The sequence below is a fragment of the Hoeflea sp. IMCC20628 genome, assembly GCF_001011155.1.
Classification (GTDB): Bacteria; Pseudomonadota; Alphaproteobacteria; order Rhizobiales; family Rhizobiaceae; genus Hoeflea.
The window spans coordinates 4,162,879-4,177,894 of sequence record NZ_CP011479.1; the positions used below are offsets into that span (position 1 = coordinate 4,162,879).

The window sequence follows — 15,016 nt, forward strand, 5'->3', positions numbered from 1 at the left end:
AAGTTACAGACTGACGGGTTGATCCCGAAGGATGTCCGGGCCAAGTGTTACGCATGACCGAAGCACGGGAAATGACAGACACCTTACTGGATCGGCTGGGACGCTTTCTGGCGCAGCGGTTGCATTCGCCCAATCCGGGGTACGAGCCCTACACACCATCGGACCCGGAAACGCTTTCCCGCGTGCTTCGACCCGGCGACATTTTGCTGGTCGAAGGAAACCAGAAAATTTCGGCGGCAATCAAGTATCTCACACAATCCACCTGGTCCCATGCCGCACTTTATATCGGCGATGCTCTCAAGCCGGAAGATGCAGGCTCCGAGCCCTCTCCGCAGCTCATTGAAGTCAATCTCGGAGAAGGCTGTGTCGCAGTGCCGTTGTCCAAGTATCGCCGCTTCAACACCCGTATCTGCCGGCCGGTGGGACTGACGCCCGAAGACCGGGACGCAATCGTCGCCTACATGATCGAAAGGCTCGGCGTTCGTTACGATCTGAAGAACATCTTCGACATGCTGCGCTATTTCTTTCCCACGCCTCCGGTCCCGGTGCGATGGCGCCGCCGCATGATCGCGTTCGGATCGGGAGATCCGACACGCGCCATCTGTTCGTCGATGATCGCCCAGTCGTTTCAGTCTGTTCAATATCCGATACTGCCCGAAGTGACGCTCGCGCCCGGTCGTCAACACGCCGACTCGGACTATTCCCGCCGCGAAATCCTGCACATCCGGCATCATTCACTGTTCGCGCCGCGGGATTTTGATCTTTCACCCTATTTCCGCGTGGTCAAGCCGACGCTCGAGCATGGATTTGACTACAAGCGGCTTGAATGGGGGCCGAAGAAACCAGCCCAGGCTGACCCGCCGACAGAAAACCCCTTGCCGACTGATTGACTTGTGCCGTTTGCAGACCGGGAAGTATTTCCCACCTCACCTGTTCCATTCAAATGAGCCGGCATGCGAGGCTGACACGCATCGAATTGTCGGGTTCGCATCGACGCTGGATTGACGCGATGCGGCTCAAAATGCCGAAGCCCGAGCCAAAGACCCAGGCTGCAACAACATTCGAAGATAAGCGCAGCCCCGCCTTTGGCTGCTCCCCGCATCACATCCAGAAATCAGATGTGAAGGAAGCCGTCGTCAAAGCCGAGGAACTCGATATTGGTGAGCGTGTCGGTACCATCACCGCTGCCGGGGCCGATCCATTCGACCGTGGTCACACCGCCGGCAGAGGTGGAAATATTATACTGGTTCTGATTTCCCGAGTAGAACGCGTAATCATTCGGGTCGCTGCCGCCGTCGATGCGGTCATTGCCGCGTCCGCCAGTGATCAGGTCACGCCCCAGATCGCCCTTGATGTTGTCATCGCCGGAGCCGCCATTGATCCAGTCGGCGCCGGAACGGCCGACGATGGTGTTGTTGCCGGCTGTGCCGGTGATGTCGTCATCTTCAGAGGTGGCGAAGATGTTTTCGATGCCGGTAAATGTCGTCACCTGGGTGCCGTCACCAAGTCGTGCATAGCCGGCCGTGCCCCTTATGGTCAGGCCTTCCCCATAATTGCCAAACGAGACCGTATCGCTGCCATTGCCGCCATGGAATTCGTCAACGCCGCCACGGGCGTAGAAGATGTCGGCGAAGTAGCTGCCGGTGGCTTTTTCATTGCCGCTGGTGCCGATAAAGGTCATGGAGTTGCGCGGACCGATCACCGACTCGATACCCTCGAAATCGGATGAGTGGACGTTGCCGGTGGCTGTCGTCAGTTCCGCCGTGCCGGCGCCCAGATCGACCCGCCATTTGGAGTTCCCCCCCGACAGATCGACCGTGTCAAAGCCGGCGCCGCCATAATAATCGTCGATACCGCCACCGCCGATCAACATGTCATCGCCGCCGCCGCCATCAAGATCATTGCGGTAAGCCGTGCCGGTGAGCGTGTCATTGCCGTTCGAACCGATGACGTTTTCGATAGAGGTGAGTCTCTCGGTGGTGCCGCCGGTCAGTGTAACGGCGGTTCCGGCAGCGAGATCTATGTTCCAACCGGCTGCTCCAGCGAAGCTGACGGTATCTGACCCTGCCCCGCCATCATAGCTGTCGATCCCGGAGCCGCCAACCAGCGTATCGTTGCCGGAGCCGCCAATCAGGCGGTCATTTCCGCCATTGCCCCTGATCGTATCGCTGCCCCCCAATCCGTCGAGGACTTCGCTGTCATTCGTGCCGTTCAGAATGTCGGCACTCGCAGTCCCCTTTGCGAAATAGGTGAAGTCGGGGCCTGTCGCGGAGTCGCCAGCCGTTCCGGTTCCATCATTGTCACGAATAAGCACGGTTGCGTCCATCGTCATCTGCCCGTTCGCGAAAGTCGCACCAGACAGGTTAGACAAACGCAAAGCAAAGGACTCATCACCCTCGATGGCGGTGTCGCCTCTTACCGAAATACTGAACCAGGAACTTTCGGTGCCAGCAGGGAAAGTGGCGGTTCCGCTCTTCGAATAGTAGTCTTCACCCGACGTCGCAGTACCGCCAACCGTTTCATAATGCACAGTTACGGGAGCCGTGAGCGGCTGCGAGAAAAGCACGTAAACATATACAGAATTATAGCTGCTGTTTCCCTCCGCTATGCTCACATCGACGACATCCATAACCACACCTGATGTGGCCAGCGGCGCAGCAATCTGGCGGCCCGGGTCGCCGACCCCGCCGGCACCGGAAATTGGTCCTGAATCATTGTCTATAATCGTAGCCGTCGCCTCTAGGGCCGGAGCGCCGCCTTCAAACACCGCGTTCTCAATGTCGGCCAGAACAATCGTAAACTGTTCGTCGCCTTCGATCGCTGTGTCACCGTAGACCTCCGTCGAGATCCATGTGCTACTTGTTCCAGCGGCGATCGTTACCTGGCGAGAATCCTGATCGAAGTCACCCAAAGCGTCCGACGCGGTGCCATCATTGATGGAATACCAGAAACTCACAGTAGCGGTAGCAGGTCGGTCGAGGGTTACCAGAAAACGGGCATATTCGTAACTGCTGTTTCCCTCAACGACACTCACATCGTGAATGCGCAGTGTCGGAAGCGAACCGGATTCCGCTGATGCCGGCAGAACGGGCTCCGAATAGTCGCCGATACCACCCGGCGTTGGCGTTCCACCGCCATCGTCGTCAGCAATGGTCGCAGTGGCGACCAGTGCCGCGCCCTCACCTGCGAAGACCGCGTTGGACAGGCCGGTAAGCACAAGGTCGAAAGTCTCATCACCTTCATTGCCGATGTCGCCATAGACTTCGGTGGCAATCCAGGTCGTTTGTTGACCAGCAGCAAAGGAAAAGCTGCCTGAATCCGCATCGTAGTCACCCAGGGCGCTGCTCGCATTCCCATCCTGGAAATAGTAACTGCCGCTGACAGCTGCAGTTGCCGGCCGATCCAGCACGAGAAGAAAACGCGCGTATTCGTAGCTGCTGTTCCCTTCGATGACGGTGACGTCCCTTACATCGAGTGTGGGCAGTGAACCCGACTCGGAGGATGGCGCGGCAACGGCGACCGCTTCAGCACCTATGCCGGCCGTCGTGGACAAGGCGCCGCCATCGTCATCAAGTATGGTGGCGGTGGCAGTCAGGGCCGCGGCGTTGCCGCTGAAAACAGCGTTGGTTGCACTCCATAAAACGAGTTGAAAAGTCTCGTCAGCCTCAATAGCGCTGTCGCCATAAATTTCTGTCGAGATCCAGGTCGACTGCTGGCCTGCCGCAATTGTGAAACTTCCGGAATCGGAATCGTAATCGCCGCGCCTGGCCGACGCAGAGCCATCCTGAAAATAGTAGTTTATTGTCACCGTCGCCGTCGCCGGTTCATCGAGCATCACCAGAAACCGGGCATACTCGTAACTGCTGTTCCCTTCCGCCTGTACCACCCCGTAAGCGGTAATCGTAGGCAGTGACAGCGAAGCCGAGTCCGGCCCCATGATCCGGTCGGCCAGTCCGCCGACACCAGGTGCGGGATCGCCTATGCCGTCATCATTGTCATAAATCGTCGCTGTGGCGACCAAAGCTGCGGCACCATCGGGCAGAGTTGCATTTGTGCTGGCGAGAACGATCAGATCAAAGGTTTCATTTCCTTCGATTGATACATCGCCGTAGACTTCGGTTTGTATTGTGACGGACGATTGTCCCGTCGGAATTGTAATGGAACGAGCGTCAGAATCATAATCGCCAAATGTCGCGGTTGCCGATCGATCCTGACAGGCGCAGGAACAACAGACCAAGCACTGGTCGGGCATATTCAGCCGGAAGGATGCCGGAGTTGGCTCGAAGCTTCTCAGCCGTAGACCAGAGCTTGTCGGAAATCGTCTTGAGGTCGTCGGCCATTCGCGGTCTTTCCTGATCCTAGGGTGTATTGACCGGACCTTGAAGTCATCCAAGCCACCTCGTCAACCTCCGAAAGCCCGCAGCAACCTTGAAATTGTATCGATTATTTGCCGCTGACGCCTAGGTTGCCGTTCCGGGGAGGTCGGCTAGGTGCGGAGCTTGGAGAGATCCAGCCCCTTGAATTCCACCTGATTGATCATTTCTCCATAGTCCCGGACGCCGTAACTGCGGTTGCTCGTCTTGCCTTTGCCGTAGTAGTGGCCTTGTATCCAGTCCCGCTCCTCTTCGCGCACCCCGGAGGCGGAAGCTGCAGTCGTCCATGTGCCCCGGAAGTCGCGCAATGGCTTGTTGCCGCTGTCAGGTATGGCGTTGTGGTCTCGTAGGTATTGTCCCCACCAAGTCGCAAACCCGGCGTGAAGGTAGTTCCGCCTGCCCTTCGTCGTCAGCAGCGGAAACAAGGCCTCTTCCCCGGATCGCCGTAACTGATCAACGTACTCGATAAAGCCCAAGTCCAGCATTCGTTTGGCCACAGGAAGTGTGCGCCGGATCAGCGGGTTGCCATCAGCCTTCAGGTGGCGTGCCCCCTTCACGGGGTGCAGTCCTTCATCGGTGATCTTGAGGCACCACAAGCCGTCTTCCTCGCTCTGATGAATATCGCTGACCAGGAGCTGGCACATTTCCTCGGGCCGCGTTCCGTAAATCAGGAGGAGCAGAGGTATCCAGAATGCCGCCTCCCCACGGCCACCTTTAGGGCGCTCTCCCTGTGTGAAGACCGGCAGATCGAAGATCGCTTGTAGCTGCGTGGAGGTGAAGCCGGGATCCGCCTGTCGCGCGGTTTCATCCACCCTCTGTTCGCTGAACGGGTTGTCCAGTGACCGGTCGATGAAGCCGCGTTGCCGGGACCATGCCCAGATCGAATTAAGGTGGCTGACGTGCCCGTTGACGCTCTTGCCAGTCAGTCGGGGGACGTCCGGTCGGTCTTTGTAGGCTGCAACAAGATCACGCAGCGGGAGCGTCCGATGGGCCTTCTCGGGCAATCTTGGCTTCTGCTGGAGCAGGAAGATCCATTCCGCCACCTCGCGCCGGGTGATGCCGGACATTTCCCGATCCCCGTAGACGCTCTCAAAGAGCCTCAGCGCCGTCTCTGTGGCCTCCGTCGTCGCGTGGCTCTTCTTCTTCATGGCGAGCTTCTTCTCGCCCATCTCGCGGAGCCTTGAGCCTTTCACGGACGGCTCCCGGGTCGCGGCTGCTACGGGTTCGGCGGGAGCCTCGGGCGTGGCTATGGCCTTACCTCTTTGCCGCTTGAGCATCGCTTTTGTGACTTCGATCTGTAGCACGAGATAAGCCTTCGCCAGTCGGCGGAAACTTAGCCCCGCCGGATCAAGGTAATATCCATGGGACGCAGCAAGGTCCGTCACCTCTTCCCGTATAAACGGGCTGATGATGCCACGGGAGTATTCGTGCTTCCACACTTTGAGTGCCTCTTCGAGGGTTTCCTGTCGCTTATCGAACCGCAGGACTTCGTCCGGTTTAACGAATGCGCCGGGCATTGCCTCGACCTGCTTGCGTACGCTGTCAAACAGAACGTCAGCTTCATCATCGAAGCGGTCTTCCTCGTCTTCGGCTAGTAGATGGCTTCTCGCGATGGCGATGATGTGGGGAAGCTGTTGATCGGAGAGCTCATCGAAACTGCCATTGGACCGTTTCGACGCCAAAGCAAACAGTTCCTCGCACTCAGCGGACGCCTTGGCGTAAGCGCTCATGACCTCCGGACTGGTCTCAGGACCTTGACCGAGCCAGCGCACAAACTCCGTGATGGAACCGTCGATGTGGGATCTGAGCCGGACAGGAACGACTTTACGGAACTTCCAGCGACCATCGACGTGATAAAGATTACGCACCAGTGCACCCATTGCGAACATGCCTTTGTACCAAGGATTTGTACCAAGCGCAGCGCATAAGTCTCTGATTTTGCTGATTTATCAATCTATCCAAGCACTTAAGAAAGTGATGGTGCCAGAAGAGGCATCGCATACAGCTGTTATGATATTAACAAATATAGATAATAATAATGAAGATAGGAAAAGTACCAACAAAACTACCAACAATTGGAAAATTCTAGCAACCTAAATGCTCCCGAACCAATCCTTGTTGATAGTCACTTCCTCAATCATCTGGGTTTTCACGCCGAGATCATACTGCTTCAGCAGATCGCAGAGGCGGTCGCCGTCAATCAGGTCGATGGCAATAGCGCCGTCGCGGGTGGCTTCTTCGGATGCTTGGCTTGTGAATGTTCCGGTGGTGATAAAGAGACCCTTGTCAGCCCTCCCCTGTAGTGCTCCGCGAAAATCACGGATCTCCTTGGAGCCAACGCTGCCTTTCCAGCGCTTGCACTGGAAGTAGACTTGAAACGAGACAAGATTTACGCGCAGCACGCCTACGCCATCAATGCCGCCATCGCCCGTCTTGCCCCGCACTTCAACTTTGATGAAACCGGCTTCACGCAACAACCGCTGGGACAAGCGTTCAAAAGCTGACGGGTCCATACCACGCAGCGTATCGATCAGTAGGAGCTTCCAGTCCGTAGGACCGCCGTCGCCGTCCTCAGACTCAAGGTCGATCTGTTCCGGAGTATCCAGACGCTTTGCTTTGCGGACGGTTTCCTTGGCCAGCTTTTCCTTGCGCTTGGCTTTCGCCCGTTCGCGTTCTTCTTCATTCACTTGCCTGTGGATGGCCTGTGTTTGTTCAAGAGTTGAAATCTTTTCGCCATCGTCTGTCAGGGCCCATACGCCGCGAGCCGAGTTTTCTAATGCCCCACCACGCCTCAGAAAAGTGCGAGCCCAAGACAGGAAATAGGCAACGCGCGTACGTGGATCATCGCCGGGCTGAGTGTAGGACTGCTCTTCTTCAGACAGACCTTCGATCTCGATAACCTTCTCTTCCAACTCCTGAATGGAAGCAGAGCCACCAATTTGTTTCAGCGCCTCAACTGTTGCCAACATCATGCCCGGCAGATCAGGCATTCCCGTCTTCTCAATTGTAAACCGGCGTGACATTCAGTTTCCTCCCCTACGCAGCATAGCGACCATCTTCAATTAACTGGGCCTGTCCGAGAGCCGCCAAGCTGGCGAGAAGCGGTTCGACGGAAGCTGTACGAGCACGCTGGAAGCGACGGGCGACCTGTTCCGGTGTCGCCTCGCCCATCTCTTCCAGAACTTCGCGCACGGCTGCAATCTGCTCCGGCAGCGCCTTGGGCCAAGGCTCCTTGTCGACCTTGACCGCAGTGCCGACATCCAGCTCGTTTTGCTTGCCTTTTGCTTCGGCCTGCTTGCCTTCGCTGTTCTGGTAGTTCGGACGCAGCCAGCGGATATGGCCCGCCGTTTCTTCCGCCGCACGGGCCTTGTTGAGGTCCACAAGACGGAACAGTATGTCCTTGTCGGGGAGACCCAACGGCCATCCATACGCCTCGGCCACAGCGGCATCGACCCGGTCGTGAATGTCCTTCAGGATGCCGATCAGGCCCTGATCATAAATGTCTCTGTCCTTGCCCTCTATGGTCTCGCCATCCTTGAGCTTTTCCAGCACGTTGTAAACCTGCGTCAGCGTCAGCTTCGGATGCGCCTCCTGCTGGCGCTTGCGGTGGTCGTCGAGATCTTCACCAAGTTGGCGGAGATTTGATCTTTGCGCGTTGGTTAAGTCCGGGAAGGGGAACTTGTAGAAGCAATCCGCATGATTATAAGTTGGATCATTACCTACACCCAGCCAGCCGCCGGACGCTAACGACCATACGTTGTGAAATCTCGACGAAAGTATTGCGAGCTGATCACCGTCTTCACTAGCAATCGCCACAACTTTGCTTTCATGCAAAACGTCATTTTCGACAAATTGAAACAGACGGTGCTTTGCCGTTCTTGTGGTTGCAATGTAGCGGTTCAGACCTTCAAAAGCTGGCCGGAAAGTGCTGATTGTCTCTCCAAATAACCACCAATTTTTCTTTCTACTTTCTCGCTTGTTCTCTTCTCTTTCTGGCTTCACGGTATCAACAACATGTTGATACGCTTCAGGAAAATCCCGTTTAGCTTCGTCGGAAGTCAGTCCGAAGAAATCAATCACATAGCTCCCCCGGCCAGATTGAACTAAGTCCCTGCCGTTTATAAAAGGCCTGATGTGGTTCAGAGCCAATGCCGTGGCGTTTCGTGAAAACACCTCAGCTTTTTCTGGCGAAATTATGAAGCCAGCTCCGTGAAGCTTTACACCCATGCCCGCTATTTTCAGATTGGCTTTAAGCCTTACTGATCCTTGTAAGTTTGCCCCAATCTGAAGGTTTGCAAATACCTTCCCGATTTGGTGATCAAAGGTCACAATTCGTCCGTCTACATCATCCCGATCTTTGCTTTCGGTCGCCACCGTCAGGAGCTGTCCAGCACGGTTGCCCGTTGCGCCAACCGTCATGGCAATGCGCACCGCCGCACCATAAAGCGTATCGACCCAAGGATGGTCTGGGATTGCAAAAAGCAGAGAGAGCGGCTTCTTTGGATCATTCAGATGCGGCTCCAGCACCCGGCGATTAAACGTCTGGCGCAGGGAATTGGTGGTGATCAGGCCAAATCGGCGGGTGCCCTTGCCCGTCTTGGCGGACCACGTCCGTGCCGCCAGCGCCGCCTTGTCCCACCAGAACATGACCAGATCCGCGCTTTGCGGCATCTTGGGATAGGCTTTCCAGAGCGCCTCGACATAACCCTCGCCGAGGCTCTCACGCAAACGGCTGGCGCCAATGAAAGGCGGATTGCCAACGATAAACTCTGCCTCCGGCCATTTGGTAGCGTTCGGCTTGGCATAGTCATAGACTTGAACACGCGCCTCCGGGTCCGGCACTTCCTCGCCCGTCACGTTGTGGCGCATTGTGGTCACCCCATCCCAGCGGGTGACCGGCTGGCCCTGATCATCCATGCGTGGCGTGCGTTCGCTCCATTCGAGCACCGCATCCCGATTGACGATGTTTTTGAAATCCTTCAGCACCGGTTCGCTCGGGGCCGCTGTACCATGAGTGCGGAAGTGCCATTGCAGGTAGCCAATCCACAGCACAAGTTCGGCCACAGCCGCCGCCCAAGGGTTCAACTCAATTCCAAGAAACTGGTGCGGATCAACCGTGTGGCCGGAAAGACCAAGTGAGGACTGATCCTCGCCCAGCTCTTGTAGCAACGCCGTCACTTCGCCTTCCAGGCGCTTCATCATTTCCAGCGCCACATAAAGAAAGTTGCCCGAGCCGCAGGCTGGGTCCAGTACCGTCGTTCCGCAAAGTTTGCGGTGGAAATCATGCACCGCCGCGCGGGCGGCTTCTTCCTTGCCATCAGACATCAGCCGCTGCACTGCGGTCTGAACGTCTTTCCAATCAGCGCGAAGGGGCTCCATGATTGTTGGCGTAACCAGCCGCTCTACATAGGAACGCGGTGTATAGTGAGCTCCAAGCTTGTGACGTTGGCGCTTATCCAGCGCCCGCTCCAGCAATGTGCCGAAAATGGCGGGCTCCACCAGCTTCCAATCAGCAACGGCGGCCTCAATCAGAAGGCCGAGTTGAAGACGGTTGAGCGGCAGGGCGTCAGCATCTTTGAACAGGCCGCCATTGAATTTTTTCAAGTCGGTGGTCAGGACGGCGGAAAAGCCACCGGTGTTCATTGTTTCCCATAAGGCTTTGAGCGTTGGTGCAGCGTGTTCTGGATGTCCGCGCAGTTCCTTCAGCTTGTTGGTGAAGCTATCTTTCGGGATCAATTCAACGTCTTCAGCGAACATCGAGAACAGGCACCGCATCAGGAAGTTGGCAACAATTTCGCTGTCATGCCCCTGACCTTCGAAGCTCTTGCCAAGTTCCGCCAGATGAGTGGCAATATCTCGCGTGACTTTTGCCGCGACCAGAGAGGGGTCCAGTGATTGGGGTTCGGTCCAAATGCTGCGCAGAAGGATACGGGTCTCTTCCTTGCGTAGATCCTCCAGCTTGATGCGATAACGGTTACCATCCGGAAACTGGGTGTACCCCTGTCCGGCGCATGAAAAATCGGCGTAGAGCTCAATCAAATGGCCAACATCGACAATCATCAGGAAAGGTGGCCAGCCATCTTCCTTGGATACGGCGCGGGCGTAGCCATCGGCCTGATTCCGCGCCTTCAGCATGGTGTCGTCCCACTTGGCCGTACCACGCGGGCCATGACCCAGTCGCACCTTGGGCACATCGTCTTGCGTCAGAAGGGCTAGCTGGTCCTGCTCTTCAAGCTTGACCCGGTCGCCGCCCTGCTTCGCCTCCAGCACAAAACAACCGGTTTTATAGAGATCGATACGGCCACGGCTCTTCCGTCCGGTATGGGTAAAAGTGACAGGTCGCTCAAAGCGGTAATCGTTATTTTCGCCATCGCTGGTCGCAGGCTTTGGCCGATCCACACCCAGCAAGTCCGTCAACTCATTTGCAAAGCTTTGGAAGTTCGCCATTTCACTGCCGCTGGACGGTTTCCAGCGAGTGATAAAAGCTTCAACGGAATCGGACATCACCAACAAACTGCCCTATGAATAATTTGGCGAACCATGGTTCGTATAGGGGAACTATGTCGCGCGATTTTGCAAGAATGTCACTACCTTTGCGATTGTTTCGGGATCTGGCTCAGGGCCGGATGGCACTTCGACTCCGGTGCTATCGCCAATTGCCGACAAAAGTTCTCCCTGCCGCTTTGTCGCAACGGCCCCATAGCTGGTGAAGGTTGTAAGCACCTGTTCATGGCCCAGGTTCTGGCTCCAAGCCTTGAATGCTTCGGGTGTCTGACATTGGACTTCACCCAGTTGAGCAAGCGTATCCCGGAAGCTGTGAGGATTTGCATAAGGCAAGCCAGCGGCCTCAAATGCTGACTTGAAGATCCGCCTGATCGCCGTCGCGTTTTTCCAATGGCTGCGAGAGAGCCCAAGAGCTCCAAAAAGCCCACGGTTGGTAAGCCCGACCTTCGTTGCCGGAAACAGCGGATCATCCGGACCAAACAAAAGCGGTCCCTTCAGATGTTCCACCCAGTCGCGCACGATTTCCTCGACATCGTCACCGACGCGGAAAAAGAACGTGGTGAATGTCTTGCGGTTTTTCGTCCGCACGTCTCGGGCATCCTGAAACACCTGCCTGTCTGCCAGATCGATATGCTTCAGACTAAAGGAAGCGATTGCATTATCCCGCGCACCGGTCAGCAAAGTGAAGGCAATGATTGCCCGGTCGCGTTTTTCGATGTCGCTGCCGGTCGGCATTTTTGAGAGAACCAGTTTTATCTGTTCAATCGTCGGAACCTTCTTTTCCCGGCGAGCCGTGGCGATGCGGCTGTCATTGGCCGATGGATTGAAATAATCCGCATCGGCATAGGATATCCGCGATTTGTAGCCAGCCTGACCAGCGAGCCAAAGCACAAAGGCCTTGAGCGCTATAAGCCGGGAATGGATCGTCGCCTTGGAGAGCGGCTTGCCGGTTTTAGCATTCGCCGCTTTTGAAAGATGGCTCTTATAACCCTTGGCATGTTCGACGTGGAATTTCGCAAAATCGCGATAGTTTGACCAATGTTCAAAGCTGGCAATCGCCGCCGCTGCCATATCAACGCTGCTTACATCCATGCGCTTTGCCTCCTTGAGATAATCGAAATAGCGGCGCTTGATCCGCTCGTTTTTCGGGTGGTGTTTTTTCATGCCTGAAGCTCCTTGTTAAAGTGATCATTTCCACGGGGTTTGCCCGTATCGCTTAGGCATGGCTGACCTTGGGGAAATGAAACGTCCGCTTGCCGCTCCAGGAGGGGGAGTTTCGTAGCGCTGAAGGCTTTATGCATGATCGTCCCGCAATCCTCACAGATGGCGCTGATCTGGCCACTGAGAGCTGTTCGGGGGATGTAGTCGACCATTCCACCTGCCGCTGCCTTTGGCTCCTGACAGCGAAAGCAGAAGCACTGGTGAAGCTCGCATCGTTGCTTCGGCTTTGTGCGCTTACTCAAAAATTCGCGCAGGTCGTCGCCAAGGATCAGATAGGGGCGTTGGTCAGTAAGATGAGGCAAGCCGTCCTTAAGCCATCGCCGGACAGAGCCTTTGGAGACACCAAGCATCATCGCCGCCTCTTCCGAGGTGTAGCTGTAGTGCAGCTTGATCGCCCGCCTGTTCGGACGACGCCGGGCCATCTATCGGCCTCCGGTTTCAATCAGGGTCCGGATGTCTTCAACCCGCCAAGCGGTAATGCGCGGTCCAAGCTTTACCGGCTTGGGAAATCGTCCGTCCTTGATGCCAGCCCACCATGTAGATTTGCTGACTGGAATAGGTCCGTTCGGGGCGATGATTGCAGGTAATCGGACAAAGCCGGTAGTTGGCAGTTCAGTGTGGTTCGGCACGGTGTCACTCCATCCATTTGCAGATGGAGCGGTTCTAGGTCGGCCAACAACGGCATAGGCCGAACTCGGTTAAGGCCAAACCGAATTCGGTTTCGGCTATTCGGGCAATTCGCCAGGCAGCAGGTCTTTGGCTTCCTGCAGGTAAGCGCGAATCGTGTCGTCGCTTAGCTGAAGGTCCAGTCGAAGAAGGTGGTCGGATAGTTCGCGCGCCGTTGGGCTTCGGCTTGCCTTGGGATCAAAGCCGTAACCGTCCATTGCCATACCAATGACGAGCTTCAGAAGGCTTTCACGTTCACGAACGCTCAACGACTTAGGTGAAAGGTCTGTGCTTTTTTCGGCGGCCTCCTGCTCCAATCGTTGTACTTGCTCGCGCAGCTCTGCAATCGTCGCCTTCAGTGCCGCCTGCTCTTGCGTCCATTCGTCTATCTGGAACCCTCGTACGGCAAGAGCGTCCAGAAGGTCTTGAGGGATTGCCATTCCAATGTTCAGCGCCCAATGGACGTATTCGCTAGGCGCAATAATTCGCGTTTTCCAAATATGTTGAAAGCCACGCGATACAAGTTGGTAAGATTGCAAATAATGCGCGCCAATCTTGGATGCTATCCGAGTCTTCCTCACCTTCTCTCCGGAGATGTGTTTAGGGTCTCGGCCAATCAACAGGGCGGTGGCTTCGCTCATGCTCCAGTAGCGCGCTTTGCACCAATAGGAATATGTTTCAGCGGTAGCTAACGCCTCAGGCTGGTTGAAGGAAAGCGCGGCTTCAGCTGCGAGCTGTTCCGCCTCCCGCCTTTTAACAAGGATTAACTCCAGCTCTTCGTCTGAAAGCGTGTCCAAATTCTCATAAAATGCGAGGGCCTCTTCCGCTTCTCCCTTGGGAGATTCGCCCAGTCGAGGCTGAACAAAAAAGGTCCCTTCTTTCTGTTTGCTGTAAAGCCCGATACAATATGCAGGGTAGGCTTCCCCAAAAATCTCATAAATTAGCTCGCGTCGATGCGGATCTGTCATTGGCAAATCAAAACATATCGATTTCTATTTGTCGCCAATCAAAGCATGGATTTCCCCAGCCCACCATTCTGCCATTTTAACCCTATCATCCCAATAGAGCGCGCGGTGATAAGCCCGGCGCACTTCATCACCGCTGACATGTCCTAGCTCCGCTTCAATGGCATCGGCGGGCCATAGACCACTTTCATTCAGCAAAGTTGAAGCGCTGGCGCGGAAGCCGTGCGAGGTGGCTTGATCCTTGCCAAAGCCCATACGCCTTAGCGCCAAATTCATGGTGTTTTCGCTTAGCGGCCTTTCGGCAGATTGCGTTGAAGGGAAGGCCAGCCGTCTATTGCCCGTGTGCTGCTGAAGTTTGCGAAGTGCTTCGATGGCTATGCCAGACAAGGGCTTCTGGTGAGCGCGTCGCATCTTTGTGCGTTTCGCTGGGATGGTCCAGACGCCCTTATCCAGATCGAACTCCTGCCATTCCGCTTGGCGAAGTTCGCCGGGGCGGGAGTAAAGCAGCGCCATGAGCTTCAGCGCGATGCGGGTTTCGATGCTGCCGGAATAGGACCAGAGAGTTCGGATCAGTTTCGCGAAACCCTCCCAGTCCGTGAATGCGGCGCGGTGGGTAACTTTTGGTGCAGTCAAAGCGCCCTTAAGTCCGAATGTTGGATCGTTTTTTGCCTTTGCCGTGGCAATCGCATAACGGAAGACTTGGCTAATCACTGCGCGCAAACGTCTCGCGGTTTCATAGTTACCTTGCGCTTCAACCTTTCGCAAAGGAACCAGGACCTCTGAGGCCGTGATGTCCGAGATCGGCCTGTGTCCAAGATCCGGCAGGGCCAAGCTGACGAGCCAACGCTTCTTGGACATGGTCGCGGTTGATTTGCCTTCGCGTTCATTCTTGGCGAGGAATTCGTTCGCAAGCCCTTCAAACGTGTTCGCGTTGGAAGCGGCCTTCGATTGCCTTTCCAGCTTCTGCCAATGCGCAGGATCAACGTCACTCGCCAGCAGCTTCTTAGCCGCTTCGCGTTTGGCGCGCGCATCGGTCAGCCCAACTGCAGGATAGGAACCGAAAGATAGAAGCTTCTGCTTGCCATCATAGCGGTATGACAACCGCCACAACTTGCCGCCGCTTGGTGAGATATAGAGGTGCAGGCCGCCGCCATCGCTGATCTTGCGTGGCTTCTCGGCGGCTTTCAGGCTCAGGATCTGCCTGTCTGTTAGTGCCATGTGTTGGTATCCACAGCTGCAAATGTGTTGGTACTGTGCCAGATACCAACGAAAATACCAACAAATGAT

At 55.9% G+C, this 15,016-nt stretch carries 11 protein-coding genes; 1 reads left to right on the forward strand and 10 read right to left on the reverse strand.

Annotation, left to right across the window (positions count from 1 at the left end; translation table 11 throughout):
• The first annotated feature begins 71 nt into the window (after positions 1-71).
• The gene (locus tag IMCC20628_RS19530) at positions 72-890 is read left to right on the forward strand and encodes a YiiX/YebB-like N1pC/P60 family cysteine hydrolase (RefSeq protein ID WP_047032793.1); all 819 of its coding nucleotides are present in this window, start codon (positions 72-74) and stop codon (positions 888-890) included.
• Between the two features lie 224 nt (positions 891-1,114).
• On the opposite strand, the gene IMCC20628_RS19535 is transcribed toward IMCC20628_RS19530, so the two are convergent.
• The 10 genes from IMCC20628_RS19535 to IMCC20628_RS19570 form a co-directional block, all read right to left on the reverse strand.
• The gene (locus IMCC20628_RS19535) at positions 1,115-4,021 is read right to left on the reverse strand and encodes a Calx-beta domain-containing protein (protein WP_197078347.1); all 2,907 of its coding nucleotides are present in this window, start codon (positions 4,019-4,021) and stop codon (positions 1,115-1,117) included.
• Between the two features lie 154 nt (positions 4,022-4,175).
• Positions 4,176-4,340 (reverse strand): type I restriction-modification system subunit M N-terminal domain-containing protein, encoded by a 165-nt coding sequence (locus IMCC20628_RS25205; protein WP_245307826.1) that lies wholly within the window; start codon positions 4,338-4,340, stop codon positions 4,176-4,178.
• A gap of 146 nt (positions 4,341-4,486) precedes the next feature.
• Complete coding sequence (locus IMCC20628_RS19540) at positions 4,487-6,253, reverse strand: hypothetical protein (RefSeq protein WP_047031590.1); 1,767 nt, start codon at positions 6,251-6,253, stop codon at positions 4,487-4,489.
• Between the two features lie 213 nt (positions 6,254-6,466).
• A complete protein-coding gene (locus tag IMCC20628_RS19545) occupies positions 6,467-7,363 on the reverse strand; it encodes a restriction endonuclease (RefSeq protein WP_052766632.1) in 897 nt (298 codons plus the stop codon).
• A 46-nt stretch (positions 7,364-7,409) separates the two neighbouring features.
• Complete coding sequence (locus tag IMCC20628_RS19550; RefSeq protein ID WP_047031592.1) at positions 7,410-10,877, reverse strand: DNA methyltransferase; 3,468 nt, start codon at positions 10,875-10,877, stop codon at positions 7,410-7,412.
• Between the two features lie 54 nt (positions 10,878-10,931).
• On the reverse strand, positions 10,932-11,948 hold the full coding sequence (locus IMCC20628_RS19555) for a site-specific integrase (RefSeq protein ID WP_245307827.1): 1,017 nt from the start codon (positions 11,946-11,948) through the stop codon (positions 10,932-10,934).
• Between the two features lie 89 nt (positions 11,949-12,037).
• A complete protein-coding gene (locus tag IMCC20628_RS19560) occupies positions 12,038-12,520 on the reverse strand; it encodes a helix-turn-helix domain-containing protein (RefSeq protein WP_052766561.1) in 483 nt (160 codons plus the stop codon).
• Positions 12,521-12,727: an AlpA family phage regulatory protein gene (locus IMCC20628_RS24815; protein WP_082128242.1), complete on the reverse strand. Its 207-nt coding sequence runs from the start codon at positions 12,725-12,727 to the stop codon at positions 12,521-12,523.
• Positions 12,728-12,823: 96 nt separating this feature from the next.
• Positions 12,824-13,732: a hypothetical protein gene (locus tag IMCC20628_RS19565; RefSeq protein ID WP_047031594.1), complete on the reverse strand. Its 909-nt coding sequence runs from the start codon at positions 13,730-13,732 to the stop codon at positions 12,824-12,826.
• A gap of 24 nt (positions 13,733-13,756) precedes the next feature.
• Positions 13,757-14,947 carry an integrase arm-type DNA-binding domain-containing protein gene (locus IMCC20628_RS19570; protein WP_047031595.1) on the reverse strand — a complete coding sequence of 397 codons (1,191 nt, stop codon included), beginning with the start codon at positions 14,945-14,947 and terminating at the stop codon, positions 13,757-13,759.
• Positions 14,948-15,016: the final 69 nt, after the last annotated feature.